Source organism: Polynucleobacter alcilacus, from assembly GCF_018881545.1.
Classification (GTDB): domain Bacteria; phylum Pseudomonadota; class Gammaproteobacteria; order Burkholderiales; family Burkholderiaceae; genus Polynucleobacter; species Polynucleobacter alcilacus.
In genome coordinates, this window is sequence record NZ_JACVQD010000001.1 from 1,354,621 (window position 1) to 1,381,274 (window position 26,654).

Below are 26,654 nucleotides of genomic sequence, written 5' to 3' on the forward strand. Positions count from 1 at the left end.
AAAAAGGGCTATTAGGAGGGTAATACCAAGTGCTCTGTTTAGAATCGCTATCATGAATGTCTCTAAAACGAATGATTGAATATAGCATGCAGGACTCGGGAATGAATCCAAATAATTCAGGCGTAGAAACCATTGATGACAAGCAGTTTTATCAGCTGGGAAGCAATTTATTGCAGTCCATCGAGGTAGCATTAGAAGCTGCTGACGATGAATTTGATCTTGATTTAGATGTAGAGCGCCAGGGTGGCAATGTGATTAATATCCGCTTTAAGGATAAAAGCGTGATTGTGGTGAATACACAGCCACCGCTGCATGAAATTTGGGTAGCTGCCAAATCGGGCGGCTATCACTATCGTTGGGCTGGAACTACGACTCAACCTTTATGGTTAGATACCAAAACTGGGAAAGAGCTTTTGAGCGATTTATCTCAATTTGCGAGCGCACAAGCTGGACAGACCCTCAAGATTGGATTAATTAAAACCTAGTAGTACTAGGCAGCTCCAGTAGCGGTTAAGGTTTCAATGACTTGGGCATCAGGAACGCTCTTGATCTGTGCCTGACCAATCTTTTCTAAGACCACATAACGAATTTGCCCACCCTCGGTTTTTTTATCAACCTGCATTAACTCCATATAACGCCCTGCACCAAATTTGGGGGGCACGATCGGCAGATTCATTGACTTGATAATTTTGGTGAGACGCTCGAATTCGGTGTTGCTAATGTGCTTTAAACGGCAGGATAAGTCGGCAGCCATGACCATTCCGCAGCCCACAGCCTCTCCATGCAACCATTCTCCATATCCCATGCCGGCTTCAATAGCGTGTCCAAATGTGTGACCAAAATTTAGAGTGGCGCGAATACCGCCCTCTCTTTCATCAGCAGAAACTACTGCAGATTTAATTTCGCATGAGCGCAGAACCGCATGCGCCATAGCATTTGTATCGCAAGCTAATAATGCAGAAGCATTTGCTTCAATCCAGTCTAAAAATTGAGCATCAGCAATGGCACCATGTTTCACTACTTCCGCAAGACCTGCAGACAATTCGCGTGGAGGTAATGTTTTAAGTGTATTGAGATCGGCAATCACCACAACAGGCTGATGAAATGCCCCAATCATGTTTTTACCTAATGGATGATTGATGCCAGTTTTGCCACCAACGGATGAATCAACTTGCGCTAGTAGGGTTGTAGGAACTTGGATAAAACGGATGCCGCGCATAAAGCTGGCGGCAGCAAAACCCGTCATATCACCAATGACGCCGCCACCGAGGGCGACCAGCATCGTTTGACGATCTGCGCCAAATTTTAGAAGGTCATCAAAAATGAGTTGGAGATTTTTCCAGTCTTTATAGGACTCACCATCGGGCAAGATGATGGTTCTAACAGGTTTACCCAATTTTTCTAAAGTGTGTGTGAGGCGCTCTGCATATAGTGGGGCAACAGTAGTGTTGCTAACAATATAGATTGAGGTCGCTGTTTCACAAGCGCTAAATAGGCTGGGTTGATCAATGAGGTCTGTACCTATATGAATGGGATAGCTACGATTACCTAGGTCTACTTCAAGTGTTTTCATCATTGTTTTCAAGCAAGTTCAAGCTGCATGATTAAGGTATTGACCAATTGATTGACGCTGGGCTTACCAGTTTCAATAACGTGATCAGCAATTTCACGATAGAGGGGATCGCGAACCGTATACAAATTTTCTAGAATTTTTTTGGCATCTCCATTCTGAAGAAGAGGCCGCCCTTCCCCACCTTTAGTGCGATACCAAAGTTCAATGGGATTGGCGTGCAAATAAATTACGGTGCCACGATTTTTAAGGGCATCCCGATTTTCAGGTAGCAAAACTGCGCCTCCGCCAGTAGCTAAAATAATGTCTTGCTCAGAAGTAATGTCTCGAATGGCTTGCGCCTCTCGTTTGCGAAAGCCTTCCTCTCCTTCCATTTCAAAAATGACAGGAATCTTTACACCGCATCGATCTTCAATGACATGGTCGGCATCTAAAAAGCGGCGCCCTAATTTTTTGGCAAGCACTTTACCAACGGTCGACTTTCCGGCGCCCATAAGGCCGATCAGAAAAATATTGTTTGTCGAAGAGTTCACCCTTCGATTTTATTAGGGTTTATCTAGAACGGTCGGGGTTAAGAAGACCAGAAGCTCAGTTTTATCTTGTAATTTAGATTTATGACGAAATAAATGGCCAATTAAGGGGATATCACCTAGTAAAGGGATTTTCACTTCATCTTCTCTCTCGGTAGTCTGAAAGATTCCACCAATAATGGCAGTGCCCCCATTTTCTACGGTGACCTCTGAACTAAGACTCTTGGTATCGATCGCGTAGCCCTGTTCGGTTTTCATACCGATAGTGTCTTTATTGATGCCCACCAGCATCGAAATTTTGCCATCCGGATGAATTTTGGGTAGCACCTCTAAGCGTAAGTTGGCTTTTCTGAACTGGAGTTTGCTGCCATTTTGAGAGGTGGTTTGATAGGGTAGTTCTGTCCCTTGTTCAATGGTTGCCTTTACTTGATCTCCAGTCATGATGCGGGGGTTAGAGAGAATTTTCCCTTGCCCCTCTGACTCAAGGGCAGAAAGCTCCATTTGTAAGAGTCGACTGGCATTTCGGGAAACCAGTGTTGCAGCGACTGTTGCGGGATTGAAACCATTTAACCCTGAGCCTCCTAAATCATAATTACCGGAGAATTTTTGATCGAGATTACCCAAGGAATTTGCTTGGTAACCCAGCTTTATCCCGAGTTCACGTGCAAAGCGCTCATCTGCTTCTACGATACGGGCTTCAATTAGGATTTGTCGTGGGCTGTTAATGTGGTCGCCTCCAAAAGGAAGCGCAGCATCTTCACGCCGGTGTTTTTGAAAAGCATGGATTTCTGCATAAGGCCCAATCCAGTAGATATCCCCATTTCTGATGAGCCTCAAACCCCTGCTAGCTAGAATAGAGTGCAGGGCAGTCTGCCATGGGGTATTGCGCAGATCTACAGTGATCTTGCCTTTAATGGATTCGCTGAGTAAAAAGTTGGTGCTACCAAGCTTGGCAAGAACTTGCAAAAGTTCAACTACTTCGATATCGACAAATTGCAGACTAATCGGAGGATCTAGAGGGTTTTGGCTAGGTGCATTTGCATAAATTGGGCTCATAAAAATTGCCCCCAAAAGAATTGGCCAGACACTCCATTTTTTTAGGTATTTAGTCATGCATTTAAGGTTTGAGTTCATTCAGATTTAGATGGCTTTAGAACGAGGGTTCTGCCATGAGAATGGGTGAGGATGGCCGCCTCTTTTTCAATCTGACTCAGTCGCCACTCTCCCAGAACGATAGACCCCTTGTCAAACATTTCACTTTGCTTGCCTGTGTGAAAAATCGCTTGATGGGTAGCCCCCTTTTGGCTATTACCTAAGTAACGCCAACGGCTCAGTTCACCTTCATGCAGCAGTACTTTAGGTTTGACTGGCGGCTTGGATATCGGCCTATTTTCTTTAAAAGAGTGAACGCTTACTTCTAATATGTCAATTGCTTCGTAAAGACTTTCTTGTTCTTGCTGTAATTCTTCACGCAGTAAACTCCATTCTTTTTGGAGGGCAGAAATTTCCTTTTGAGAGCTCTGGGCAATCAATTGAGTATGGCTAATAAAGGACTCATAGACAAGATATAAGCCGCCGCAGACCCCTAATAAGCAGGCACAAATAAGCAGGGGCCCACCCAGTTTTTGAGTTTGTAAAGAAAGATCCATACCCTTTAAAAATGCCAGATTAGCGTTTTTATTGGACTCGCTATGAGGTGTTGGGCTGGGGGGTTTTGAGCTTGGAGTTTTGCGTATTCCATGGGGGTCTGGGATAGCGGGGTCGTCACCAAGATCACTCAAAATCTCATCGAAGGACTGGGGGGAAATTTGGCGTGATGGCATGCCTATATTCTTTGGGTTTTGCTTTGCAAAATCCATCGGCTTATCTTGAATCGATTGTCAGGAATTGGATTAGAAAAAGCGGTAGAACAGGGGTTTTTGTGCTTTCTAGCAAATTACATAAGCACCCTATAATTTAGAAATATGGCCTTCCCCCCAAAAGACAAGCCGACGCAATCCCAGCGGCCAATCCGTCGACCTGACCGACGCCCTCAGCAATCCCGATTACAGCCTGGGCATACTCGCAACTCATCTAGCAATCCCCTAATTAAGGCCTTGCTCATTATTGGTATGGTTTTTGCCGTAGTAGTGACGCTTCTCATGGGCTATGCATTTTTGGTGGCAAAGCCAAACCTACCCAAAATATCTGCTTTAACTGATTACAACCCGAAGACACCTCTGCGCATCTATACAGCTGACAAAGTGTTGATTGGCGAATTTGGGGAAGAGCGCCGCAAAGTGATTCCATTAAACGAAATCCCGCTCAGTATGCGTAATGCAGTCTTATCGATTGAGGATGATCGTTTTTATTCTCATGGCGGTGTGGACTATGTTGGCATTTTAAGAGCCGCTGTGACTAATTTACGTGGAAACCTTTCTCAAGGGGCTTCAACGATCACTATGCAGGTTGCCAGAAACTTCTTCTTAAGTAATGAAAAAACCTTCAGTCGAAAAATATATGAAGTTCTCTTGGCCTGGGAAATCGAGTCTCAATTAACTAAAGACAAGATTCTCGAAATCTACATGAATCAAATTTTCTTGGGTCAAAGAGCATATGGATTTTCTAGTGCTGCCCAGATTTACTTTGGCAAAGAGCTAAAGGACATCACGATTGCAGAATCTGCCATGTTGGCTGGACTACCAAAAGCCCCTTCTGCCTATAACCCTGTTAGCAATTTTCGACGGGCAAAGATTCGCCAGGAATATATCTTGCAGCGCATGCGCGATCTTGGTTACATCTCTGCAGAGGATTATCAAAAAGCAATGACCGAGGAGCTACGTATTCGGGGGCTAGGTAATGAATTTGCAGTACGCGCTGATTTCCCTGCAGAAATGGTTCGACAATTACTCTTTACACAGTACGGTGAAGCAATCTACTCTCAGGGCATTGATGTCTACACAACCATTCTGAAGGCAGATCAAGAGGCTGCCTATAAAGCAGTGCGCCGTGGAATTTTTGAATATGATCTACGTCATGCTTATCGTGGACCAGAAGGTTTTATTGATCTTCCAGAGGATCCAGTTAAGCGCCAACGCGCAATTGATGAGGCTTTACTTGCTTATCCACAGTTGGATGATTTGCAGTCAGGGGTTGTCCTCGACGTGAAGCCAAAAGAAATGCAGGTCATGATTGCAACTGGCGATACGATTATCCTAAAAGGTGAGGGAATGAAGTTGGCCGCTGCCTCGATCACCGACAGCACTCAACCCAAAAAGCGTCTGCGTCCAGGTGCAGTAGTGAGATTACTTTTGGATGGAGGGGTCTGGAAACTGGCCCAGTTACCCCAGGTGGAAGCTGCCTTTGTCTCTATGAATGCAGAGACGGGGGCAATTCTTTCCTTGGTTGGTGGATTTGATTTCCGTCGTAATCAATTCAATCACGTCACTCAAGCCTTGCGTCAGCCAGGATCTTCCTTTAAGCCCTTCATCTATGCAGCGGCGATTGAAAAAGGGTTTTCACCAAGCACTATGGTGAACGATGCTCCTTTATCGATAGGCAGTATGGAGACTGGAAGTCAGGCTTGGGAGCCCAAAAACTACGATGGTAAATATGATGGCATGATGCGCTTGCGTAATGCTTTGGCCAAATCGAAGAACTTGGTGTCTGTGCGCATCATTCGTGCAATCGGCCCCTCTTATGCCCAAGAATATATTCAGCGTTTTGGCTTTGAGCCTGAAAAACATCCTCCTTATTTAACGATGGCGCTTGGTGCCGGTTCGGTTACTCCATTACAAATGGCAGCAGCTTATAGCGTATTTGCAAATGGGGGGTACCGGGTTGACCCATACTTAATCGATAAGATGATTGATGCCAAGGGCGTCGTTTTATTTGAAGCAAAACCAACTTATGCGCGGGAAGATGCTACCCGGGTGTTAGACGCGCGGACTGCATTTGTAATGGACAGCATGTTGCAGGAAGTCACCAAGACCGGAACTGCTGCTTCAGCGAGAGCGAAGTTGGGTCGTAATGATATTGCTGGCAAAACAGGCACTACCAATGAGTCTCACGATGCTTGGTTTGCTGGTTACAACCCTAAGGTGGTTGCGATTGCATGGATCGGCTTTGATAAGCCAACTAGTTTGGGTGATAGAGAAACGGGCGGCGGCCTTGCATTGCCAATGTGGATTTCGTACATGGTCACTGCTTTAAAAGATAGCCCTCAGGAATCTCGCGTAGTCCCAGAAGGTGTAACGCAATTTGACGGTGATTGGTTTGTGCCTGAGTTCTCTCGTAATGGCGGCGTTCGCGAACTGCAATAGGTCATTTGCACAATGGCTCGCCAAGCGCGCACTGTAATTCCTGGCCAAGCCATGCATGTGATGGTGCGGGGCAATAATCGGGAAACCATTTTCTTTGGCCCCGAAGATCGTCGCATTTACTTAGAGTGGTTGCGTGAAGCGGCTCGACAATTTGATTGCACAGTGCATGCATTTGCCTTGATGCCAAATCATGTTCATTTACTCCTCACGCCGCAAAATGCAGATTCACTGGCAAAAACGATGCAGTCTTTAGGCAGGCGTTACGCTCAGTACTTTAATCAACAGCATCACCGTTCTGGAACAATTTGGGAGGGGCGCTATCGCTCATCCCTCATTGACCCAGATTATTTTTTACGATGTCAGCGTTACATTGAGTTAAATCCGGTTCGGGCTGGATATGAATCAAATCCTCAAGACTCTGCTTGGACTAGCTTTGCAACGCACATTGGAGGGAATGCAGATCCCTGGCTAGTTGACCATAAGCACTTTTGGAAGTTAGGTAATACCCCCTTTGAAAGACAAAGCAACTGGGCTAACTTTGTAAAAGAAGGGGCGCCACACTGGGAGGACAAGCAAATAACCGAATCTTTAATTCGGTCTAAACCATGGGTAAGTGATATTTATGCCCAAAAACTTTTTAAAGACACTCCTGAGCTTACTCAAATTCGGCATCGTGGGCGACCAAAGAAAATTAACTCATTAAATTCAATAGCTTAGACTGTATGAATCACCATGAGTTTAAATCCAGTTCTGTTAGCTATTGACTCTGTCCCTAATTAAGTAAATCATTTTGGTGCAGTATCATTTTAAATGGGACAGACTCATTTTATTTCTATTGCATCAGTATGGGTATTCACCTATATTGGTAATCCAAAAAGATTTCAGGCCAAAGCTGCCACACGAAAATACTATGACTTCACTACTGAATACTGACCTTCGCCCATTGGCTCAAGGTTTATATGACCCTAGAAACGAGCATGATGCTTGTGGCGTCGGATTCGTTGCGCACATCAAGGGCAAAAAATCTCACGAGATTGTTTCCCAAGGATTGCAGATTTTAGAGAATTTAGATCACCGTGGAGCAGTAGGTGCTGATCCGCTCATGGGCGATGGCGCAGGCATTTTGATTCAAATTCCCGACACTTTGTATCGCGAAGAGATGGCTAAGCAAGGCATCACTTTGCCGCCATTAGGTGAGTATGGTGTTGGCATGATTTTCTTGCCTAAAGAGCATGCTTCACGTTTGGCCTGCGAGCAAGAATTAGAGCGCACAGTGCGTTTAGAAGGTCAAGTTATTTTAGGTTGGAGAGATGTTCCGATCGATGTGAAACTACCGATGTCGCCGACAGTGCGAATGACCGAGCCATTTATTCGTCAGATTTTTATTGGTCGCGGTCGGGACATCATGACTACGGATGCGCTTGAGCGTAAGTTGTATGTCATACGTAAAACAGCTAGTCATGCGATTCAGGATTTACATCTAAAGCACGGTAAGGAATATTTCGTTGCATCGATGTCTGCCAGAACGATTGTTTACAAAGGTTTGCTCTTGGCAAATCAAGTGGGCGCTTATTACCAAGACTTAACAGACCCCCGTACCGTTTCAGCGCTTGCCCTTGTACATCAGCGCTTTTCTACTAATACTTTCCCGGCTTGGGAGTTAGCTCACCCGTATCGCATGATTGCGCACAACGGCGAGATTAATACCGTTAAAGGAAACGTCAATTGGGTGAATGCGCGCGAGGGCGCAATTAGTTCCCCGGTACTTGGCGATGATTTAAAAAAACTATGGCCATTAATTTATCCAGGTCAATCAGATACTGCTTGTTTTGATAACTGTTTAGAGTTGTTGGTGATGTCTGGTTATCCATTGGCGCAAGCCATGATGATGATGATTCCAGAGGCATGGGAACAGCATACGTTGATGGATGACAACCGCCGCGCTTTCTATGAATATCACGCTGCCATGATGGAACCATGGGATGGTCCCGCGGCCATGGCATTTACCGATGGCCGCCAAATTGGTGCCACTCTAGATCGCAATGGTTTGCGTCCAGCGCGCTATTACGTTACTGATGATGATCTAGTCATTATGGCTTCAGAGGCTGGCGTATTAACCATTCCTGAAAGCAAGATTGTTCAAAAATGGCGCTTGCAACCAGGCAAGATGTTCATGATCGACATGGAACAAGGTCGCATTATTGATGACGTTGAGCTCAAGGACGCCGTATCAAAAGCCAAGCCATACAAGAGCTGGATTGATGCGGTACGCATCAAGTTAGACGAAGTGGATGCTAGTAAGGCCGATCTAGTAGATGAAAAAATGACGATTCGCCCAGCTGCTAAATTACTCGATCGCCAACAGGCGTTTGCTTATACCCAAGAAGATATTAAGTACCTCATGGCTCCCATGGCGATGAATGGTGAAGAGGCGATTGGCTCTATGGGTAACGACAGTCCGTTAGCTGTTCTTTCAAATAAGAACAAGCCTTTGTATAACTACTTCAAGCAATTATTTGCTCAGGTTACTAATCCCCCAATTGATTCTATTCGCGAGAATATGGTGATGTCATTAGTGTCATTCATTGGGCCTAAACCCAATTTATTGGATACTAATAACATCAATCCTCCAATGCGTTTGGAAGTGAGTCAGCCAATTTTAGATTTTGACGACATCACTAAAATTCGTCATATTGGCCATTACACCAATGGCAAATTCCGCTCATATGAGCTCGATATTTGTTATCCAGTGGTTTGGGGTAAAGCTGGAATTGAAGCGCGCTTAGCATCTTTATGTGCTGAGGCTGCGGATGCGGTGCGCTCCGGTTACAACATCTTGATTGTGAGCGATCGTCAGGTTGACGAGCAGCATGTGGCTATCCCAGCTTTGCTAGCAACTTCAGCAATTCATCAGCACTTGGTTGAAAAAGGTTTACGTACTAGCGTTGGGCTAGTGGTAGAGACCGGTAGCGCGCGTGAAACCCATCACTTTGCGCTCTTGGCAGGCTATGGCGCTGAAGCAATTCATCCGTATTTGGCGATGGAAACTTTGGCTGAAATGGCTAAAGATTTATCAGGTGATTTATCTAGTGAGAAAGCAGTTAAAAACTTTATCAAGGCAGTTGGTAAGGGCTTACAAAAAGTGATGTCCAAAATGGGCATCTCTACCTATATGTCTTATACCGGCTCACAGATTTTTGAAGCTATTGGACTAAATCATGAAGTGATTGATCAGTACTTCAAGGGCACCCCATCTAATGTCGGTGGTATTGGTGTGTTTGAAGTGGCTGAAGAGGCAATACGCACGCATACCGCAGCTTTCGGTAATGATCCGGTATTGAGCCACATGTTGGATGCTGGCGGTGAATATGCCTTCCGTATCCGTGGCGAAGACCACATGTGGACTCCGGACACGATTGCAAAGTTGCAGCACTCTACTCGTATTGGTGCCGAGAAGGGTTATCAAACTTATAAAGAGTATGCCAATATTGTTAATGATCAAACCAAACGTCAAATGACTCTACGTGGTTTGTTTGAATTCAAAGTTGATCCAGCAAAAGCAATCCCATTGGATGAAGTAGAGTCCGCCAAAGAAATTGTCAAACGTTTTGCAACGGGCGCGATGTCTTTGGGTTCAATCTCTACTGAAGCACACGCTACCTTGGCGATTGCGATGAACCGCATTGGCGGCAAGTCCAATACCGGTGAGGGCGGTGAAGATCCAAATCGCTATGTCAACGAGCTCAAAGGCATTCCCATTAAGAAGGGCGAGACTCTTGCCAGCGTCTTAGGTAGCGATGTAGTAGAAGCCAATATTCCACTGCTTGATGGGGACTCATTACGCTCCAAAATTAAGCAAGTTGCTTCCGGTCGATTCGGTGTTACCACACAATATTTGCGTTCTGCAGATCAGATTCAAATCAAGATGGCGCAGGGTGCTAAGCCTGGTGAGGGCGGTCAATTGCCTGGTGGGAAAGTATCGGATTACATTGGTAAGTTGCGTTTTTCAGTACCAGGTGTTGGTTTGATTTCTCCACCTCCACATCATGATATTTATTCCATTGAAGATATTGCTCAGTTAATTCATGACTTGAAGAACGTCAATCCAAAGGCGGACATTTCTGTGAAGTTGGTATCTGAAGTGGGAGTGGGTACAGTTGCTGCTGGTGTTGCTAAGGCAAAAGCAGATCACGTTGTGATCGCTGGCCACGATGGCGGTACTGGTGCATCCCCACTCTCATCTATTAAGCATGCTGGTTCACCATGGGAATTGGGTTTGGCTGAAACACAGCAAACTTTAGTTCTCAATGGCTTACGTAGCCGTATTCGGGTTCAGGCTGATGGCCAAATGAAAACCGGTCGCGACGTCGTAATCGGTGCATTGTTGGGCGCAGATGAGTTCGGTTTTGCAACAGCGCCATTGGTAGTTGAAGGTTGCATCATGATGCGCAAGTGCCATTTGAATACCTGCCCAGTAGGCGTTGCTACTCAAGACCCGGAATTGCGTAAGAAGTTTTCTGGTAAGCCTGAGCATGTAGTGAACTTCTTCTTCTTTATTGCAGAAGAAGCTCGTGAAATCATGGCGCAGCTGGGTATTCGTAAGTTTGATGATTTGATCGGCCGCGTTGATTTGTTAGATACCCGCAAAGGGATTGATAACTGGAAAGTCCACGGCTTGGACTTCAGCAAGATTTTTGCAGCTCCCCAAGTAGCAGCAGATGTTCCTCGCTATCAAGTCCTGACACAGGATCACGGCCTGGCAAGTGCACTCGACAATATCTTGATCGAAAAGAGTGAGCCCGCTCTTGAGCGTGGTGAAAAAGTCTCTTTCATTGTTCCGGTGAAGAACGTGAACCGTACAGTTGGCGCCATGCTTTCAGGTGAAGTGGCACAACGTTATGGTCACGCAGGCTTACCTGATGACACTATCCATATTCAACTGAATGGTACCGCTGGCCAAAGCTTTGCAGCCTTCTTGGCGCAAGGCATTACCTTGGATTTAGTTGGCGATGGTAATGACTATGTAGGTAAAGGTTTGTCAGGAGGTCGTGTGATTGTGCGTGCCCCGCATGAGTTCCGTGGCGATACTGCTCAGAACATTATTGTTGGTAATACAGTCTTGTATGGCGGTATTGCTGGTGAAGCCTTCTTTAACGGGGTAGCTGGTGAGCGATTTGCAGTTCGTAACTCTGGTGCAACTACGGTGGTTGAGGGTACTGGTGACCACGGTTGTGAGTACATGACAGGTGGCACTGTAGTGGTGTTGGGTACGACCGGCCGTAACTTTGCCGCAGGTATGAGCGGCGGTATTGCCTATGTATATGACGAAGATGGCTTGTTCGAGAAGCGTTGCAATACCAGCATGGCTAGCTTAGAAAAAGTACTGCCTTCTGCAGAACAGATCGCCCAGATTCCTCAGTCGGCTTGGCATGCCCCGGTAGATGTAAAAGATGGTGGCGAGCGTTTAACGGATGAGCAGATCCTAAAGAGCTTAATCGAGCGTCATTTCCGCTACACCGGCTCAGAACGCGCTAAAGCACTCTTGGCTGATTGGGAAAACGCCCGCGGCCGTTTTGTGAAAGTTCTGCCAACCGAGTACAAGCGTGCTTTAGGGGAGTTGTGGGACAAGGCTCAGAAAAATACCATTGCTGCTTAAGCTGATTGAGCTACTTAATGAATACAGATATTAAGAAAAGATACTAAGGATTAGATATGGGTAAGGTCACTGGATTTATGGAGTTTGAACGGGTTGATGAAACATATGAAGCGCCCGTTAAACGCCTCCACCACTACAAAGAGTTTGTTGCCGCTTTAACCGATGAAGAGGCTAAGGTGCAAGGTGCGCGCTGCATGGATTGTGGTATTCCGTTCTGTAATAGCGGTTGCCCAGTCAATAACATCATTCCCGATTTCAATGATTTGGTTTTCCATGATGACTGGAAGAATGCTTTAGATGTATTGCAATCAACTAATAACTTTCCAGAGTTCACGGGCCGTATTTGCCCCGCACCTTGCGAGGCTGCTTGCACTCTAGCTATTAATAGTGATGCCGTTGGTATCAAGTCAATCGAGCACGCCATTATTGATAAAGGCTGGGAAAGCGGCTGGGTTAAGCCTCAACCACCCAAAACCAAGACTGGGAAAAAGGTGGCAATTGTTGGCGGCGGTCCTGCAGGTATGGCGGCAGCCCAACAATTGGCGCGCGTTGGACATGATGTGACGGTATTCGAAAAGAATGATCGCGTTGGCGGCTTACTCCGTTATGGCATCCCTGATTTCAAAATGGAGAAGTGGCTTATTGATCGCCGTGTCGAGCAGATGCAGGTTGAAGGCGTGAAATTTGAAACTGGCGTTTTTGTTGGCAAAGAGGCGATGGGGATCGAAGTAAAAAATTACTCCACTAAAACCGTTTCGCCTGAGCAGTTAATGAAAGATTTTGATGCTGTAGTGATTACTGGTGGCGCTGAGCAGCCACGCGATCTTCCTGTTCCAGGTCGCGAACTATCTGGTGTTCACTATGCATTGGATTTTTTAATTCCCCAGAATAAAGAGAATGCAGGCGATTTCAAAAACGAAATCCGAGCAACAGATAAACATGTCGTGGTTATTGGTGGTGGCGACACTGGCTCAGATTGTGTTGGCACCTCCAATCGCCATGGTGCTACAAAAATTACGCAGTTTGAGTTGCTTCCACAGCCACCTGAAGTCGAAAACAAGCCTTTGGTATGGCCTTATTGGCCAACCAAGTTACGTACATCGTCTTCTCATGAAGAAGGTTGTGAGCGGGACTGGTCGGTTGGCACTAAGCGTTTTGAAGGTAAAAACGGCAAAGTTGAAAAACTGATTGGCGTCCGTTTGGAGTGGAAAGACGGAAAAATGGCAGAAGTTCCAAATACTGAATTTGAAATCAAAGCAGATTTAGTCCTTTTAGCCATGGGTTTTGTATCTCCAGTGCAGCAGGTTCTCAATGCATTTGGTATTGAAAAAGATGCTCGTGGCAATGCCAAAGCGACTGTAGATGGCCAAAATGCCTATCAAACCAACGTTTCTAAGGTTTTTGCAGCTGGTGATATGCGCCGCGGACAATCTTTAGTTGTCTGGGCAATTCGCGAAGGTCGCCAATGTGCTCAAGCAGTAGACCAGTATTTAATGGGGTCATCTGTTTTACCTCGATAATATCGAGGATATGAATAGTAGCCAGCTCAACTCCTTGGATGCAATCAAGCCATTTGCAGGCGAAGTTGTTGTTTCAATTCAGGACGTCAACTTCTCCTATGCTCCAGGCGAAAGACAAATCTTATCTGGACTCAATATGGAGTTTCGTCGCGGCCAAGTCGTTGCTGTAATGGGCGGGTCTGGTTGTGGTAAGACCACCATTCTGCGTTTAATCGGCGGACAATTTACCGCTCAATCTGGCCAGGTCTTATTTGAAGGCCAAGATATTGGCAAGATGAGCGGTGCTAAGCTAATGGCTGCTCGCCGACGTATGGGGATGCTTTTTCAGTTTGGCGCTTTGTTTACCGACTTAAGTGTCTTTGAAAATGTGGCCTTCCCATTACGTGAACATACTGATTTAAGCGAAGAACTATTGCGCTCCCTGGTGCTCATGAAATTAAATGCAGTGGGTTTGCGTGGTGCGCGCGATTTGATGCCTTCACAAATTTCTGGGGGTATGGCAAGACGAGTCGCACTGGCTAGAGCCATTGCTCTAGACCCTCCTTTGATCATGTATGACGAGCCCTTTGCAGGCTTAGATCCAATCTCTTTGGGGATTACGGCGCGATTGATACGCGATTTAAACAATGCACTCGGGGCCACTAGCTTGATAGTCACGCATGATGTAGAGGAAACTTTTGCAATAGCAGACTATGTTTACTTTATTGCCAATGGGCGTATTGGTGCCGAAGGTACTCCTGAAGAATTAAGTCACTCCATAGATCCTTTTGTCAGACAGTTTTTAGATGCAGCTCCGGATGGGCCCGTGCCTTTTCACTACCCAGGCCAGAGCTTGGAAGAAGATTTTGGAGTAAGAGTTTAATGACCATCCTTAATAGAGCCCTTAATTTATTTGGCGATCTTGGATTTTTTGTACGTCGTAATCTGATGAGTCTGGGATTAGCTGCGCGGATGTTTGCCGCAGTAGTTTTGCGTTCTGGTTTTTTATTGAAACGCCCACGCTTAGTGATCGATCAAATTCTATTTGTTGGTAACCATTCATTTGTCATCATTGCCATCTCTGGATTATTCGTCGGTTTTGTATTGGGCTTACAGGGTTATTACACTTTGAATCGTTATGGTTCAGAGCAAGCGCTTGGACTCTTGGTTGCCTTGTCATTGACTCGTGAACTTGGCCCAGTAATCACAGCTCTTTTATTTGCTGGGCGCGCTGGAACTTCATTAACTGCAGAAATCGGTTTGATGAAAGCCGGTGAGCAATTAAGCGCTATGGAAATGATGGCGGTAGACCCCCTTAGCCGCGTAATCGCACCAAGACTTTGGGCGGGCATTATTTCTATGCCGATTTTGGCCACTATTTTTACAGCAGTAGGCGTGATGGGGGGCTATTTGGTAGGTGTTCCCTTAATTGGGGTGGACTCTGGTGCATTTTGGTCACAAATGCAGGGCGGGGTTGATCTCTTTTCAGATATTGGAAATGGCCTCATTAAAAGTATGGTGTTTGGTGTCGCAGTCACATTTATTGCTCTCTACCAAGGTTATGAAGCGAAACCAACACCTGAGGGCGTCTCACAAGCCACTACCAGGACGGTAGTGATCTCTTCTTTATCGGTTTTAGCATTAGATTTCTTGCTAACCGCAATGATGTTTTCAAATTAGAAAGAATAAACTGGGGCTCTTATGAGAAAAAGCGCAATTGACATTTGGGTAGGAATTTTTGTTGCCATTGGTTTATTGGCCGCTTTATTTCTCGCATTAAAAGTCGGTAATATGAATGCAGTCTCATTTGCGCCAACCTATAAAGTTTCTGCACGCTTTGATAATATTGGCGGCTTAAAACCACGTGCTCCAGTAAAGAGCGCGGGAGTAGTGGTTGGGCGCATCGCAAATATTTCTTTTGACGATAAAACCTACCAAGCAACGGTTGTGATGACTATTGAAGAGTCTTATAAATTCCCAACAGATTCCGCAGCCAAAATTTTGACCTCAGGTTTGCTGGGCGAGCAATATATTGGGCTTGAGGCTGGCGGCTCTGATGACTTCTTAGCTGATGGTGGAAAAATTACCCAGACCCAATCAGCCATTGTTTTGGAAAATCTGATTAGTCAGTTTCTCTATAACAAAGCAGCTGATAGCGGCCAAGAAAAGGGCCAAGCAAAATGATTTTGTGGGTAGCTAAGCTCAAAAGGCAAATAAAGCAATTGACTTTGCTTAGCTGTGCCGCTGTGTTGATGGGCTGTGCATCAATTCCTGCAGGGGTTGAACCTTCCCCCCACGATCCATGGGAGCCTTTTAACCGCTCTGTCTTTGAATTTAATGAAGGCCTAGATGCTTATTTGCTAAAGCCAGCGGTCGCTGTATATCGCTTTATATTGCCCGAGTTCGTGCGCGAGGGAATTTATAACTTCTTCAGTAACTATAGTGATATCTATACGGCCCTCTTTAATTTATTACAAGGCAAGCCGGACTATGCATTCAATGACTTGATGCGAGTGGTGGTCAATACGACCATGGGTCTAGGTGGTTTGATTGATTTGGCGACCCCTGGTGGACTTGAAAAGCACAAAGAGGATTGGGGACAAACATTAGGGGTTTGGGGTGTACCAGCTGGGCCCTATGTTGTCTTGCCTTTCTTTGGCCCAAGCAATGTTCGAGATACTTTCGGTACGGTTGCAGACTTAGAGTCCGATTACCTATTTAGCATCATGCCCAATGTCGCTTTAAGAAACAGTATTACTGGTTTGCGTGTAGTGAACGCCCGAAATACCTATTACGAAGCAGGCGATTTATTGGATGGCGCAGCAATTGATAAGTACAGCTTTATGCGTGATGCTTATATTCAAAGACGCGAATATCAGATTAATGAGGGGCGTGATGATGAAGAGCCTCTCATGCCAGTTTATGAAAATCCTTACCAATAAATCATTTGGACAGAAGGGGCTAAAATTAGCCTCAACCTTAGAAATACGAGATAACGGGATATGAACAGCGATAAAAGATTTATTCAGTGCTTAGCGGCGGGTTTGCTCTTAGTCTCGAGCGCTATTTTTGCTCAAACACCTGATCAAGCAACAGCTCCAGACGCGTTGATCAAAATGGTTGTTACAGACGTGATGACTTCAGTAAAGGCGGATCCGGATATTCAAAAAGGGAATATCCCGAAGATCGTAGATTTGGTCGAAAAGAAAATTGTTCCGTACACCGATATGCGTCGTACTACAGAAATGGCAATGGGTCCCAATTGGAAGAAAGCCACCCCTGAGCAACAAGCACAACTGATAACGGAGTTTAAAAATTTATTGATTCGGACATACTCGGGTGCCCTAAGTCAGCTCCGAGATCAAACAGTTCAATTCAAAGCCCTGCGTGCCGCCCCTGATGATAAGGAAGTAATTGTTAAGACTGTAGTGATTGGTCGTGGTGATCCTGTCCCCCTCGATTATCGTCTGGAGAAGACCACCAATGGCTGGAAAGTCTACGATATGAACATCATGGGCGTTTGGCTGGTTGAGGCTTACCGCAACCAGTTCGCCAATCAGATTAGTCAAAATGGTGTTGAAGGTCTTGTGAAGTTTTTGCAAGAACGTAACAAGCAATTGGCAACCGCTAAGCCTGCTAATTAATTTAGATATTTGAAGATGCCTTTTTCTTTACCCAGGACAGTAAATCAAGTTAATGCCTTGCAGTTACAAAAAGAAGGCTTATTGAATGTGGCGAATTTAAGTACAGTGGACTGCTCTTCACTCGCAGATTTTGATTCCACAGTGTTAACGATTTTATTAGCCTGGCAGAAAAAGCTTCAGATTGAAGGACAATCTATTTCTATTGAGCATGCTCCAGAAAAGTTAAAAGTATTAGCTGGTGTCTACGGTGTTTCTGCATTGCTGGGTTTGTAATAGCATGCAGCCTGCAATTTCAATTAAAAATATATCTAAACAATACGGAGCACTGCAAGCTTTAGATGATGTTTCTTTAACGATTGAGGCCGGTGAATTTTTTGGCTTACTCGGGCCAAACGGTGCTGGCAAAACTACCTTAATTTCTATTCTGGCTGGTCTGGTTAGGGCTAGCCAAGGCCATGCTGCCATCATGGGTGCCGATGTACAGAAATCATTTCGTGAAGCACGCCGCATGTTGGGCGTTGTACCGCAAGAGTTAGTCTTCGACCCTTTTTTTACAGTCCGAGAAACGCTGCGCTTTCAATCGGGCTACTTCGGAATTCGAAATAACGATGCGTGGATTGATGAGATCTTGGCCAACGTGGATCTGACCTCAAAGGCAGATAGCAATATGCGGGCCTTATCTGGTGGTATGAAACGCCGTGTCTTAGTTGCTCAAGCACTGGTACACAGACCCCCAGTCATTATTTTGGATGAACCAACTGCTGGTGTAGATGTGGAGTTGCGCCAGTCTTTATGGCAATTCATTAGTCGACTCAATCAGGATGGCCATACGATTGTGTTGACTACACACTACTTAGAAGAAGCCGAGGCCTTATGTCAGCGTATTGCGATGCTGAAGCAGGGCAAGATCGTTGCTTTAGATACCACGGAAAATTTGTTAACCCGCTATGGTTCTGTAAAAAAAGATGGCGAAGGTAAAACCGATTTAGAAGAGGTCTTTGTCAACATCATGTCCGGAGGGGCTTTATGAAACATGGACTGAATACACCCCCACTAGAATACGGCAGTGGTTTTCCTACTTTGCTATTTAAGGAAGTAAAGCGTTTTTATAAAGTAGCCTTTCAGACGGTGGCTGCACCAGTGCTTACCGCAGTGCTATACCTCATGATTTTTGGTCATGTGCTTGAAGGTAAAGAGGTATATGGGCGACTGAGCTATACGGCGTTCTTAATTCCAGGATTAGTGATGATGAGTGTTTTGCAAAATGCTTTCGCAAATACTTCCTCTTCTTTAATACAGTCAAAGGTGACAGGCAACTTGGTATTTGTTTTATTAGCGCCCTTAAGCCACTTTGAATTTTATTCAGCCTATATTTTGGCGGCAGTATTTCGTGGCATCGTTGTGGGCTTAGGCGTATTTTTAATCACTGCTTGGTTCGCCTTACCGTCCTTGGAATACCCCTTATGGATTTTGGCATTCGCCTTCTTGGGGGCCGGTATTTTAGGCAGTCTTGGTCTCATTGCTGGCATCTGGGCTGATAAATATGATCAGTTGGCCGCCTTTCAAAACTTCATCATCATGCCGGCTACTATGCTATCGGGCGTTTTCTACTCAATTCATTCTCTGCCACCAGCTTGGCAAGTTGTATCCCATTTCAATCCATTTTTTTACATGATTGATGGCTTCCGTTATGGTTTCTTTGGGGTTTCTGACATCTCGCCTTGGAATAGCTTAGCAATCGTGGTCTTTTTCTTTATTGTGGTTTCAGTGATTGCTTTACGCTTGTTACAAAAGGGCTATAAGCTCAGATATTAAGTTTTAAAGGAGAAAAAGATGTTGCCAACCCCAGAACAAATTGAGGACTATATTCAGCAGGGAATTCAATGCACCCACGTGAAGGTGGATGGCGACGGCCAACATTTCTTTGCCACTATTGTGAGTCCTGAATTTGAAGGTAAGCGTTTGATACAACGTCATCAGCTAGTGTATGGCGCCATGGGCGACCGCATGAAGGCTGAGGTACATGCTTTATCCATTAAAGCATTTACACCGGAAGAGTTTGCGCAGAACTCAGTTTCATAACAACCGCATTTAACTCTCATTAAAAAGTATTTACTGGAATCGTTTCATGGATAAATTACGAATGCTTGGTGGTACTCCTCTTAATGGTGAGGTAGTCATCGCGGGCGCTAAGAATGCTGCCTTACCAATTCTGTGTGCTTGTTTGCTAACAGATCAGCCAGTCGTGCTGCGTAATGTCCCGGATTTGCAGGATGTGCGGACCATGCTCAAGCTGTTGCAAGAGATTGGCGTGACGGTGAATTTTCCAGATCCCGCTGATCCTAGCCACTTAGTTCTGAGTGCTGCAGTCATCAAGAGTTCAGAGGCAACGTATGAGATGGTAAAAACCATGCGCGCTTCTATTTTGGTGCTGGGCCCGCTTTTATCCAGAATGCATAACGCCAGGGTCTCTTTACCAGGAGGTTGCGCCATCGGGGCTCGTCCTGTAGACCAGCATATCAAGGGCCTAAAGGCGATGGGGGCGAGTATCCACATTAAGAGTGGCTATATCGAAGCGGAGACAAATCCAACAACAGATCGCTTAAAGGGCGCATCGATTTTGACGGACATGATTACGGTTACCGGCACTGAGAATTTGCTCATGGCGGCGACTCTAGCGTCTGGCACGACGATTTTGGAAAATGCAGCGCGCGAACCAGAAGTGGGTGATCTAGCTGAATTATTGGTAAAGATGGGTGCAAAGATTTCTGGAATTGGTAGCGATCGTCTCGTGATTGAAGGAATTGAAAAGTTGCATGGTGCTGAGCATTCAGTAATTCCGGACCGTATTGAGGCTGGCACTTTCTTGTGTGCAGTTGCCGCTGCTGGTGGTGAGATCTTAGTAAAACATTGCCGCCCCGAAACTTTGGATGCAGTGATTGCGAAACTAAAAGAGGCTGGCTTGCAAATGGAAGTCGGTCCTGATTGGATCAAGGCTTCTATGCAAGGGCGTCCCAAGGCAGTGAGTTTCCGTACCTCTGAATACCCGGCATTCCCAACTGATATGCAGGCGCAATTAATGGCAGTAAATGCAGTTGCTGGTGGAAGCTCAACCATCACGGAAACTATTTTTGAAAATCGCTTCATGCATGTACAAGAATTAAATCGCTTGGGTGCCGATATAGCAATTGAGGGAAATACGGCGATTGCACAGGGCGTTGAGAAGCTATCAGGCGCTGTAGTGATGGCAACCGATTTACGTGCTTCTGCGAGTTTGGTAATAGCAGGTTTAGCTGCTCAAGGGGAAACCCAGGTTGATCGGATCTATCACCTTGATCGCGGATATGACCGTATGGAACAGAAATTAACGCTCTTAGGTGCAAAGATTGAGCGCATAAAGTAAGCCTGATGGATAATTAGTCCATGAAACTGACTTTAGCCCTCTCCAAAGGGCGCATCTTCGAAGAGACGGCTGAGATCCTATCCAGGGTCGGTATCGTGCCGCTGGAAGATCCAGAAAAGTCACGCAAACTCATTATTGAGACCTCCAATCCGGATGTTCGTTTAATCATTGTTCGTGCTTCTGATGTACCAACTTACGTTCAATTTGGTGGTGCGGATTTCGGTGTAGCGGGCTTAGATATTTTGCTGGAAAAAGGTACAGATGGCTTATATGTTCCTTTTGACTTGAATATTGCCAAATGCAGAATGTCTGTTGCAGTACGCGAGGGCTTTGACTACGCCACTGCGGTGAAGCAAGGTTCGCGCCTTAAAGTGGCAACCAAGTATGTTAATTGCGCTCGCGAGCACTTTGCAAATAAGGGCGTACATATCGATACGATTCAACTCTATGGTTCTATGGAGTTAGCGCCCTTGGTCGGTTTAGCTGATGCGATTGTGGATTTAGTGTCTACAGGAAATACCCTGCGCGCAAATGGCTTGGTAGAAGTGGAGCCAATAGCCGATATTAGTGCGCGCTTAATAGTCAATCAAGCATCTTACAAACGTAAGCGTGCCCAGCTGCAACCGATTTTTGACTTGCTGAAGTAATTAACAGAAGCATTACTCCTCCTTACTCAAATGCCTTCAGCACAAATCAACGTTAAGCGCCTCAATAGCCAAGAGGTAGGTTTCAAAGAAATCCTACTGGCTAGCCTTTCCTTGCCCATGGGTGATGATGAGGCGATTGATGCTACCGTAGTTCAGATCTTGGCAGCAGTTAAAGATAAAGGGGATACAGCGGTTTTAAGCTTTACCAAACAGTTCGATCGCCTCAATGTTGCCAGCGTTTCTGAATTAGAGATTCCTCGCAAAGATTTAGAGCAGGCTTATCAGTCTTTATCGATTGAACAAAAATCCGCTTTGGACATAGCCGCACACAGAGTGCGTGAGTACCATGAAAAACAAAAGCAGGAGGCAGGTTGCCACTCTTGGGAGTATGAAGAGGCTGATGGCACACGCTTAGGTCAAAAAGTCACTGCATTAGATCGTGTTGGAATTTATGTTCCGGGCGGTAAGGCAGCTTATCCCTCTTCAGTCTTGATGAATGCAATTCCAGCAAAAGTAGCTGGTGTAGCTGAAGTGATCATGGTGGTGCCAACACCGGATGGGGCTCGTAATCCTTTGGTATTGGCTGCGGCTTATTTGGCTGGAGTAGATCGAGTCTTCACGATTGGTGGCGCTCAGGCTATTGGCGCCTTAGCTTATGGTACCCAAACAATTCCCTCTGTAGATAAGATTGTGGGCCCAGGCAATGCGTATGTAGCTGCTGCAAAGCGCAGGGTATTTGGCACGGTAGGGATTGATATGATCGCCGGTCCCTCAGAAATTTTGGTCCTTTGTGACGGTTCTAGTAATCCGGATTGGATTGCAATGGACCTGTTTTCTCAAGCAGAACATGATGAGCAAGCCCAATCTATTTTGCTCTGTCCAGATTCCGCCTTTATTGAGCAAGTTCAAGCAAGCATCAATCAATTACTTCCAGAAATGCCCAGAGCCAAGGTGATTGAAGCGTCTTTGACCAATCGTGCCCTGTTAATTCAGGTGCGGGATATGAATGAAGCCTGTGAGATAGCGAACGCTATTGCTGCAGAACACTTAGAGATTTGTGCAGCTGATCCACGTAAATGGGCTGAACAGATCCGCCATGCGGGTGCAATCTTTATGGGCAACTACACCAGTGAAGCGCTTGGAGATTATTGCGCTGGTCCGAATCACGTCTTACCTACAGCACGTACGGCACGCTTCTCCTCGCCACTGGGAGTGTATGATTTTATTAAGCGCTCTAGCATGATTGAAGTGAGTGAAGCAGGCGCTCAAACTTTAGGTGCTGTAGCAAGCACGCTGGCCCATGGGGAAGGTTTGCAAGCCCACGCCCGTGCGGCTGAGATGCGCCTGAAAAAATAAATACAGAAATGAATACAGAATTAAAACTAAGTAAGGATTTCTTTTAAGGCGGCGACAAGTTCGCCGCTTTGTTCATCTGTGCCAATCGTAATGCGTAAGAAGTTTTCAATCCGAGGAGACTTGAAGTGACGCACGATAATGCCGCGATCTCGTAGAGCTTGATAAAGCTTTTCACCGCTGTGCTTGGGATGGCGCGTAAAAATAAAATTCGCGGTAGAAGGTAGTGTGTCGAATCCAAGCGCAGTCAATTCTGCGACTAACTTGGTTCGAGTGTGAATGACTTTCGCTGATGATTCTTCTAGATGTGCCTGATCTTCAATCGCTGCAACCGCACCCGCTTGCGCAAGACGTCCCAGGGGGTAGGAGTTAAAGCTATTTTTTACCCGCTCTAATCCTTCGATGAGGGCTGGATGACCAACAGCAAAGCCGACACGAAGACCGGCAAGTGCGCGTGATTTAGAGAGCGTATGAACTACTAGAAGATTTTCAGGACAAGTGGCACCCCGCAGAAGTGGAATACAAGACTCGGTTCCATAATCCACATAGGCTTCGTCAATCACGACTACCGAATCGGTATTTCGTGAAAGCAGTTTTTCAATTTCTGAGGGAGGGACCGCCCTACCCGTTGGCGCATTGGGATTAGGAAAAATAATTCCACCATTGGGAACTTTGTAGTCTGAAACTTCAATTTCAAAGTGTTCGCCAAGGGGTACGGTTTGATATTCGATCCCCAATAGCTTGCAATAGACAGGGTAAAAACTATACGTAATATCTGGAAAATGAACGGGTCTAGCTTGTTTTAATAAACCAGCGAAAACATGGGCCAATACCTCATCTGAACCATTTCCTAAGAAGACTTGATTGGGATTAAGGCCGTGTAATTTGGCTATCGCTTGTTTGAGGGCTTTGCCTTCGGGATCTGGGTAAAGGCGCAAATCCGCATTGTTTTGTTCCTGAATTGCAGCAAGCGCCTTAGGAGAGGGGCCATAAGGACTCTCGTTGGTATTAAGTTTGACGAGCCGCTGCATTTGCGGTTGTTCCCCTGGAACGTAAGGGGTTAGTGTTTGAACAACAGGGCTCCAAAAACGGCTCATGAGGGTTCTCAGGTCAAAAATCAAAAAGAAAGTGCATCAATATCGGTATTTATATTGCTTCTAGGAATGATATTATGAGGCTTCAATCAACACTTCGCCTCGCGGCGCAATGAAGCATGCGGCAAGCCGACGTTACCCGAGATACTTCGGAAACCAAAATTCAGATTTCTATCAATTTAGATGGAAGCGGTAAGGCTGAGCTAGCCTCTGGAGTGCCTTTTCTCGATCACATGCTTGATCAGATTGCCCGTCACGGCATGATTGATCTGAAGGTGGTCGCAAAAGGCGATACCCATATTGATGATCACCACACCGTTGAGGATGTGGGCATTACTTTGGGTCAGGCATTTGCTAAAGCGGTGGGCGATAAGGCGGGGATCACCCGTTATGGCCACTCTTATGTTCCTTTGGATGAAACCCTATCCCGCGTAGTGATTGATTTTTCTGGTCGCCCTGGCCTGGAATTCAATGTTCCATTTACTCGTGCTCGGGTAGGGGATTTTGATGTTGACTTGAGTATTGAGTTCTTCCGTGGTTTTGTAAATCATGCAGGAGTAACGCTGCATATTGATAATCTGCGTGGTATCAATGCGCACCATCAGATTGAAACCGTGTTCAAGGCTTTTGGCCGCGCTTTACGCATGGCTCTGACCATTGATCCACGAGCATCTGGCACAGTCCCTTCAACTAAAGGCAGTCTCTAACTAGACATTCCATAGTTGCTTAGAAGACAACGGCGAAAGACAGACTAAATTGGCGCAAACCATTGCGATCGTTGATTATGGAATGGGCAACCTTCGCTCCGTATATCAAGCGTTTCATCATGTTGCGCCCGATGACAATGTGTTGATTGCGCATACACCAGAAGAAATTTATTCTGCAGATCGCGTGGTATTGCCTGGTCAAGGCGCCATGCCAGACTGCATGAAGCATCTACAAGAGTCTGGGCTTTTAGAAGCTCTACTAGAAGCCTCCAAAAATAAACCCCTACTCGGAGTATGTGTAGGTGAGCAAATGTTATTTGATCAAAGTGCGGAAGTGCGTGCAAATGGAAATAATCAATGGACTCCCTGTTTGGGTGTGATTCCGGGTGAGGTGTGCCGTTTTGATCTGGCAGGCAAGAAGCAGGCAGATGGATCGGTCTATAAAGTGCCCCATATGGGATGGAATCAAGTGCGGCAAGATCGTCAGCACCCACTTTGGGAGGGCATTCCGGACCTAACCAGCTTTTATTTTGTACATAGCTACTATGTTGTACCGCAGCGCATAGAAGATATAGCTGGTTCGACGGAGTATGGAGATTGGTTTACTTCTGCGGTGGCGCGAGATAATATTTTTGCGACACAATTTCATCCAGAAAAAAGTGCAGAATACGGATTACGGCTTTATCAAAATTTTGTTTCTTGGCAACCTTAATACTTTAACCTTTAGTTATGCTGCTGATTCCTGCAATTGACCTGAAAGATGGCCACTGTGTTCGACTCGAACAAGGTGATATGGATAAGGCCACGGTTTTCTCTGAAGACCCCGGTGCCATGGCGGCGCATTGGATTAGCAAAGGGGCCCGTCGCTTGCACTTGGTCGACCTCAATGGGGCATTTGCAGGCAAGCTTAAAAATGAATCAGCCATTAAATCGATTCTCAAAGCTGTGGGAGATGAAATCCCGGTTCAATTGGGTGGCGGGATTCGTGATCTAGAAACGATTGAGCGTTTATTAGATGATGGTATCAGCACCGTCATTATTGGAACTGCTGCTGTGAAAAACCCTGGTTTCGTACAAGATGCTTGTACAGCTTTTCCTGGTCATGTCATGGTTGGTCTAGATGCCCGCGATGGCAAAGTAGCAACGGACGGCTGGAGCAAGATTACCGGCCATGAAGTGCTTGATTTAGCCAAGAAGTTTGAAGATTGGGGCGTAGAAGCCATTATCTATACTGATATTGGTCGCGATGGCATGCTGAAGGGTGTGAATATTGAAGCAACTATTAAGTTGGCGCAGGCTATCCGTATTCCCGTTATCGCCAGTGGCGGCCTCTCGAACAATCAAGATATTGAAGCGCTCTGTAAGGCTGAAGAAGAAGGCGTGATGGGTGTGATTGCTGGGCGCTCTATTTATGCTGGCGATCTGGATTTAGCTGCCGCTCAAAAATATGCTGACGAATTAACGCTTAAATACGCAAAGAAAATGATCTAGTGTTAACCAAGAGAATTATTCCTTGTCTCGATGTTACTGCAGGGCGCGTTGTTAAGGGTGTGAACTTTGTTGGACTACGCGATGCAGGCGATCCTGTTGAGATTGCTAAACGTTACGATACGCAAGGCGCCGACGAACTCACTTTTTTAGACATCACTGCCACCTCTGATGAGCGCGACCTCATTTTGCACATCATTGAGGATGTGGCATCTCAGGTCTTTATCCCGCTCACTGTTGGTGGTGGCGTGCGCGCTGTTGCTGATGTGCGTCGCTTGTTAAATGCTGGTGCAGATAAAGTGAGTATGAATTCTTCCGCAGTGGCTAATCCAGATTTAGTATCTGATGCTGCCGCCTATTACGGCTCTCAATGTATTGTGGTCGCCATTGACGCTAAGCAAACAGCTGCAGGTAATTGGGAAGTATTTACCCATGGTGGCAGAACAGCTACTGGGATTGATGTGGTGGCATGGGCTAGTGAAGTCGCAAAACGTGGCGCAGGTGAGATTCTATTGACGAGTATGAATCGAGATGGCAGTAAAGATGGTTTCGATTTGGCGTTAACGGCGGCAGTCAGCGATGCCGTTTCTATTCCGGTGATTGCTTCGGGTGGCGTCGGTAATTTGCAGCATTTGGTTGATGGCATTACCAAAGGTCATGCTGATGCAGTCTTGGCCGCCAGTATTTTTCACTATGGTGAATACACTGTGCAGCAAGCAAAAGAATATATGGCGTCCCAGGGGATTCCCGTAAGACTGTAGC

26 protein-coding genes and 1 pseudogene are annotated in these 26,654 nt (G+C 45.8%); 21 read left to right on the forward strand and 6 right to left on the reverse strand.

Going from position 1 to position 26,654, the window contains the following annotated elements; genetic code table 11:
* Positions 1-6 precede the first annotated feature (6 nt).
* A pseudogene (locus ICN45_RS10545) lies at positions 7-192 on the reverse strand (hypothetical protein); the annotation flags it as partial.
* Here ICN45_RS10545 and cyaY point away from each other — a divergent pair.
* Positions 102-485, forward strand: a complete 384-nt coding sequence (gene cyaY, locus ICN45_RS06985) for an iron donor protein CyaY (RefSeq protein ID WP_216174789.1) — start codon at positions 102-104, stop codon at positions 483-485. The pseudogene ICN45_RS10545 and the gene cyaY sit on opposite strands and share 91 nt — an antisense overlap.
* A 5-nt stretch (positions 486-490) precedes the next feature.
* Here the strand turns inward: cyaY and aroB are convergent, their stop codons facing one another.
* The 4 genes from aroB to ICN45_RS07005 form a co-directional block, all read right to left on the reverse strand.
* Positions 491-1,573 (reverse strand): 3-dehydroquinate synthase, encoded by a 1,083-nt coding sequence (gene aroB / locus ICN45_RS06990; protein ID WP_216174806.1) that lies wholly within the window; start codon positions 1,571-1,573, stop codon positions 491-493.
* A gap of 8 nt (positions 1,574-1,581) precedes the next feature.
* A complete protein-coding gene (locus tag ICN45_RS06995) occupies positions 1,582-2,103 on the reverse strand; it encodes a shikimate kinase (protein WP_369411468.1) in 522 nt (173 codons plus the stop codon).
* Between the two features lie 12 nt (positions 2,104-2,115).
* Complete coding sequence (locus ICN45_RS07000) at positions 2,116-3,156, reverse strand: secretin GspD/PilQ domain-containing protein (RefSeq protein WP_255531118.1); 1,041 nt, start codon at positions 3,154-3,156, stop codon at positions 2,116-2,118.
* Between the two features lie 74 nt (positions 3,157-3,230).
* Entirely contained in the window at positions 3,231-3,923 is a 693-nt protein-coding gene (locus ICN45_RS07005) for a PilN family protein (RefSeq protein WP_216174810.1), read from the reverse strand.
* Between the two features lie 141 nt (positions 3,924-4,064).
* Between ICN45_RS07005 and ICN45_RS07010 the strand changes: the two genes are divergently transcribed.
* The 16 genes from ICN45_RS07010 to hisD all read left to right on the forward strand — a co-directional run bounded on the left by ICN45_RS07010 (position 4,065) and on the right by hisD (position 22,606).
* Complete coding sequence (locus tag ICN45_RS07010; RefSeq protein WP_216174812.1) at positions 4,065-6,401, forward strand: penicillin-binding protein 1A; 2,337 nt, start codon at positions 4,065-4,067, stop codon at positions 6,399-6,401.
* A gap of 12 nt (positions 6,402-6,413) precedes the next feature.
* Entirely contained in the window at positions 6,414-7,118 is a 705-nt protein-coding gene (locus ICN45_RS07015) for a transposase (protein WP_216174814.1), read from the forward strand.
* 193 nt (positions 7,119-7,311) lie between these two features.
* The gene (locus ICN45_RS07020; RefSeq protein WP_216174816.1) at positions 7,312-12,057 is read left to right on the forward strand and encodes a glutamate synthase-related protein; all 4,746 of its coding nucleotides are present in this window, start codon (positions 7,312-7,314) and stop codon (positions 12,055-12,057) included.
* 56 nt (positions 12,058-12,113) lie between these two features.
* The gene (locus ICN45_RS07025; protein WP_216174818.1) at positions 12,114-13,577 is read left to right on the forward strand and encodes a glutamate synthase subunit beta; all 1,464 of its coding nucleotides are present in this window, start codon (positions 12,114-12,116) and stop codon (positions 13,575-13,577) included.
* Between the two features lie 10 nt (positions 13,578-13,587).
* Positions 13,588-14,439, forward strand: coding sequence for an ABC transporter ATP-binding protein (locus ICN45_RS07030; RefSeq protein WP_216174820.1), 852 nt, complete (start codon positions 13,588-13,590; stop codon positions 14,437-14,439).
* Complete coding sequence (mlaE, locus tag ICN45_RS07035; protein ID WP_216174822.1) at positions 14,439-15,236, forward strand: lipid asymmetry maintenance ABC transporter permease subunit MlaE; 798 nt, start codon at positions 14,439-14,441, stop codon at positions 15,234-15,236. Before ICN45_RS07030 ends, mlaE begins: the two co-directional genes overlap by 1 nt.
* Before the next feature lie 21 nt (positions 15,237-15,257).
* Entirely contained in the window at positions 15,258-15,740 is a 483-nt protein-coding gene (gene mlaD / locus ICN45_RS07040) for an outer membrane lipid asymmetry maintenance protein MlaD (protein ID WP_216174824.1), read from the forward strand.
* The gene (locus tag ICN45_RS07045) at positions 15,737-16,498 is read left to right on the forward strand and encodes an MlaA family lipoprotein (RefSeq protein ID WP_216174826.1); all 762 of its coding nucleotides are present in this window, start codon (positions 15,737-15,739) and stop codon (positions 16,496-16,498) included. Before mlaD ends, ICN45_RS07045 begins: the two co-directional genes overlap by 4 nt.
* Positions 16,499-16,558: 60 nt before the next feature.
* Positions 16,559-17,200 carry an MlaC/ttg2D family ABC transporter substrate-binding protein gene (locus ICN45_RS07050; protein ID WP_216174828.1) on the forward strand — a complete coding sequence of 214 codons (642 nt, stop codon included), beginning with the start codon at positions 16,559-16,561 and terminating at the stop codon, positions 17,198-17,200.
* A gap of 15 nt (positions 17,201-17,215) precedes the next feature.
* The gene (locus ICN45_RS07055) at positions 17,216-17,473 is read left to right on the forward strand and encodes an STAS domain-containing protein (protein ID WP_216174830.1); all 258 of its coding nucleotides are present in this window, start codon (positions 17,216-17,218) and stop codon (positions 17,471-17,473) included.
* A gap of 4 nt (positions 17,474-17,477) precedes the next feature.
* Positions 17,478-18,230: an ABC transporter ATP-binding protein gene (locus ICN45_RS07060; RefSeq protein ID WP_216174832.1), complete on the forward strand. Its 753-nt coding sequence runs from the start codon at positions 17,478-17,480 to the stop codon at positions 18,228-18,230.
* Positions 18,227-19,015: an ABC transporter permease gene (locus tag ICN45_RS07065; RefSeq protein WP_216174834.1), complete on the forward strand. Its 789-nt coding sequence runs from the start codon at positions 18,227-18,229 to the stop codon at positions 19,013-19,015. Before ICN45_RS07060 ends, ICN45_RS07065 begins: the two co-directional genes overlap by 4 nt.
* An 18-nt stretch (positions 19,016-19,033) precedes the next feature.
* Positions 19,034-19,282: a BolA family protein gene (locus ICN45_RS07070; protein WP_216174836.1), complete on the forward strand. Its 249-nt coding sequence runs from the start codon at positions 19,034-19,036 to the stop codon at positions 19,280-19,282.
* A gap of 46 nt (positions 19,283-19,328) precedes the next feature.
* Positions 19,329-20,603, forward strand: coding sequence for a UDP-N-acetylglucosamine 1-carboxyvinyltransferase (gene murA, locus ICN45_RS07075; protein WP_216174838.1), 1,275 nt, complete (start codon positions 19,329-19,331; stop codon positions 20,601-20,603).
* A gap of 20 nt (positions 20,604-20,623) precedes the next feature.
* Positions 20,624-21,250, forward strand: a complete 627-nt coding sequence (gene hisG, locus ICN45_RS07080) for an ATP phosphoribosyltransferase (protein ID WP_216174840.1) — start codon at positions 20,624-20,626, stop codon at positions 21,248-21,250.
* Between the two features lie 30 nt (positions 21,251-21,280).
* Entirely contained in the window at positions 21,281-22,606 is a 1,326-nt protein-coding gene (gene hisD, locus ICN45_RS07085) for a histidinol dehydrogenase (protein ID WP_216174842.1), read from the forward strand.
* Between the two features lie 26 nt (positions 22,607-22,632).
* Here hisD and hisC read toward each other — a convergent pair whose 3' ends face one another.
* Positions 22,633-23,700, reverse strand: coding sequence for a histidinol-phosphate transaminase (gene hisC / locus ICN45_RS07090; RefSeq protein WP_216174844.1), 1,068 nt, complete (start codon positions 23,698-23,700; stop codon positions 22,633-22,635).
* Between the two features lie 116 nt (positions 23,701-23,816).
* Here hisC and hisB point away from each other — a divergent pair, with 116 nt between their 5' ends.
* From hisB to hisF, 4 genes are read left to right on the forward strand one after another with little or no spacing between them, the layout of a single operon-like run.
* On the forward strand, positions 23,817-24,404 hold the full coding sequence (hisB, locus tag ICN45_RS07095; protein WP_216174846.1) for an imidazoleglycerol-phosphate dehydratase HisB: 588 nt from the start codon (positions 23,817-23,819) through the stop codon (positions 24,402-24,404).
* A 49-nt stretch (positions 24,405-24,453) separates the two neighbouring features.
* Positions 24,454-25,116: an imidazole glycerol phosphate synthase subunit HisH gene (hisH, locus tag ICN45_RS07100; protein ID WP_216174848.1), complete on the forward strand. Its 663-nt coding sequence runs from the start codon at positions 24,454-24,456 to the stop codon at positions 25,114-25,116.
* 17 nt (positions 25,117-25,133) lie between these two features.
* Positions 25,134-25,895 carry a 1-(5-phosphoribosyl)-5-[(5-phosphoribosylamino)methylideneamino]imidazole-4-carboxamide isomerase gene (gene hisA, locus ICN45_RS07105; RefSeq protein WP_216174850.1) on the forward strand — a complete coding sequence of 254 codons (762 nt, stop codon included), beginning with the start codon at positions 25,134-25,136 and terminating at the stop codon, positions 25,893-25,895.
* Positions 25,895-26,653 (forward strand): imidazole glycerol phosphate synthase subunit HisF, encoded by a 759-nt coding sequence (hisF, locus tag ICN45_RS07110; protein WP_216174851.1) that lies wholly within the window; start codon positions 25,895-25,897, stop codon positions 26,651-26,653. The genes hisA and hisF overlap by 1 nt, the downstream gene beginning before the upstream one ends.
* Position 26,654: the final 1 nt, after the last annotated feature.

Excerpts from the sequence above, each read along its gene's own strand:
- ICN45_RS07055 (WP_216174830.1), top strand. The coding sequence starts at position 17,216 with ATGCCTTTTTCTTTACCCAGGACAGTAAATCAAGTTAATGCCTTGCAG.
- ICN45_RS07000 (WP_255531118.1), bottom strand. The coding sequence starts at position 3,156 with ATGAGCCCAATTTATGCAAATGCACCTAGCCAAAACCCTCTAGATCCT.
- cyaY (WP_216174789.1), top strand. The coding sequence starts at position 102 with ATGAATCCAAATAATTCAGGCGTAGAAACCATTGATGACAAGCAGTTT.
- hisG (WP_216174840.1), top strand. The coding sequence starts at position 20,624 with ATGAAACTGACTTTAGCCCTCTCCAAAGGGCGCATCTTCGAAGAGACG.
- ICN45_RS07065 (WP_216174834.1), top strand. The coding sequence starts at position 18,227 with ATGAAACATGGACTGAATACACCCCCACTAGAATACGGCAGTGGTTTT.
- ICN45_RS07045 (WP_216174826.1), top strand. The coding sequence starts at position 15,737 with ATGATTTTGTGGGTAGCTAAGCTCAAAAGGCAAATAAAGCAATTGACT.
- ICN45_RS07070 (WP_216174836.1), top strand. The coding sequence starts at position 19,034 with ATGTTGCCAACCCCAGAACAAATTGAGGACTATATTCAGCAGGGAATT.
- ICN45_RS07025 (WP_216174818.1), top strand. The coding sequence starts at position 12,114 with ATGGGTAAGGTCACTGGATTTATGGAGTTTGAACGGGTTGATGAAACA.
- hisA (WP_216174850.1), top strand. The coding sequence starts at position 25,134 with ATGCTGCTGATTCCTGCAATTGACCTGAAAGATGGCCACTGTGTTCGA.
- mlaE (WP_216174822.1), top strand. The coding sequence starts at position 14,439 with ATGACCATCCTTAATAGAGCCCTTAATTTATTTGGCGATCTTGGATTT.
- hisB (WP_216174846.1), top strand. The coding sequence starts at position 23,817 with ATGCGGCAAGCCGACGTTACCCGAGATACTTCGGAAACCAAAATTCAG.
- ICN45_RS07050 (WP_216174828.1), top strand. The coding sequence starts at position 16,559 with ATGAACAGCGATAAAAGATTTATTCAGTGCTTAGCGGCGGGTTTGCTC.
- ICN45_RS07020 (WP_216174816.1), top strand. The coding sequence starts at position 7,312 with ATGACTTCACTACTGAATACTGACCTTCGCCCATTGGCTCAAGGTTTA.
- ICN45_RS07005 (WP_216174810.1), bottom strand. The coding sequence starts at position 3,923 with ATGCCATCACGCCAAATTTCCCCCCAGTCCTTCGATGAGATTTTGAGT.
- hisD (WP_216174842.1), top strand. The coding sequence starts at position 21,281 with ATGCCTTCAGCACAAATCAACGTTAAGCGCCTCAATAGCCAAGAGGTA.
- mlaD (WP_216174824.1), top strand. The coding sequence starts at position 15,258 with ATGAGAAAAAGCGCAATTGACATTTGGGTAGGAATTTTTGTTGCCATT.
- ICN45_RS07030 (WP_216174820.1), top strand. The coding sequence starts at position 13,588 with ATGAATAGTAGCCAGCTCAACTCCTTGGATGCAATCAAGCCATTTGCA.
- murA (WP_216174838.1), top strand. The coding sequence starts at position 19,329 with ATGGATAAATTACGAATGCTTGGTGGTACTCCTCTTAATGGTGAGGTA.
- hisC (WP_216174844.1), bottom strand. The coding sequence starts at position 23,700 with ATGAGCCGTTTTTGGAGCCCTGTTGTTCAAACACTAACCCCTTACGTT.
- ICN45_RS07060 (WP_216174832.1), top strand. The coding sequence starts at position 17,478 with ATGCAGCCTGCAATTTCAATTAAAAATATATCTAAACAATACGGAGCA.
- aroB (WP_216174806.1), bottom strand. The coding sequence starts at position 1,573 with ATGAAAACACTTGAAGTAGACCTAGGTAATCGTAGCTATCCCATTCAT.
- ICN45_RS07010 (WP_216174812.1), top strand. The coding sequence starts at position 4,065 with ATGGCCTTCCCCCCAAAAGACAAGCCGACGCAATCCCAGCGGCCAATC.
- ICN45_RS07015 (WP_216174814.1), top strand. The coding sequence starts at position 6,414 with ATGGCTCGCCAAGCGCGCACTGTAATTCCTGGCCAAGCCATGCATGTG.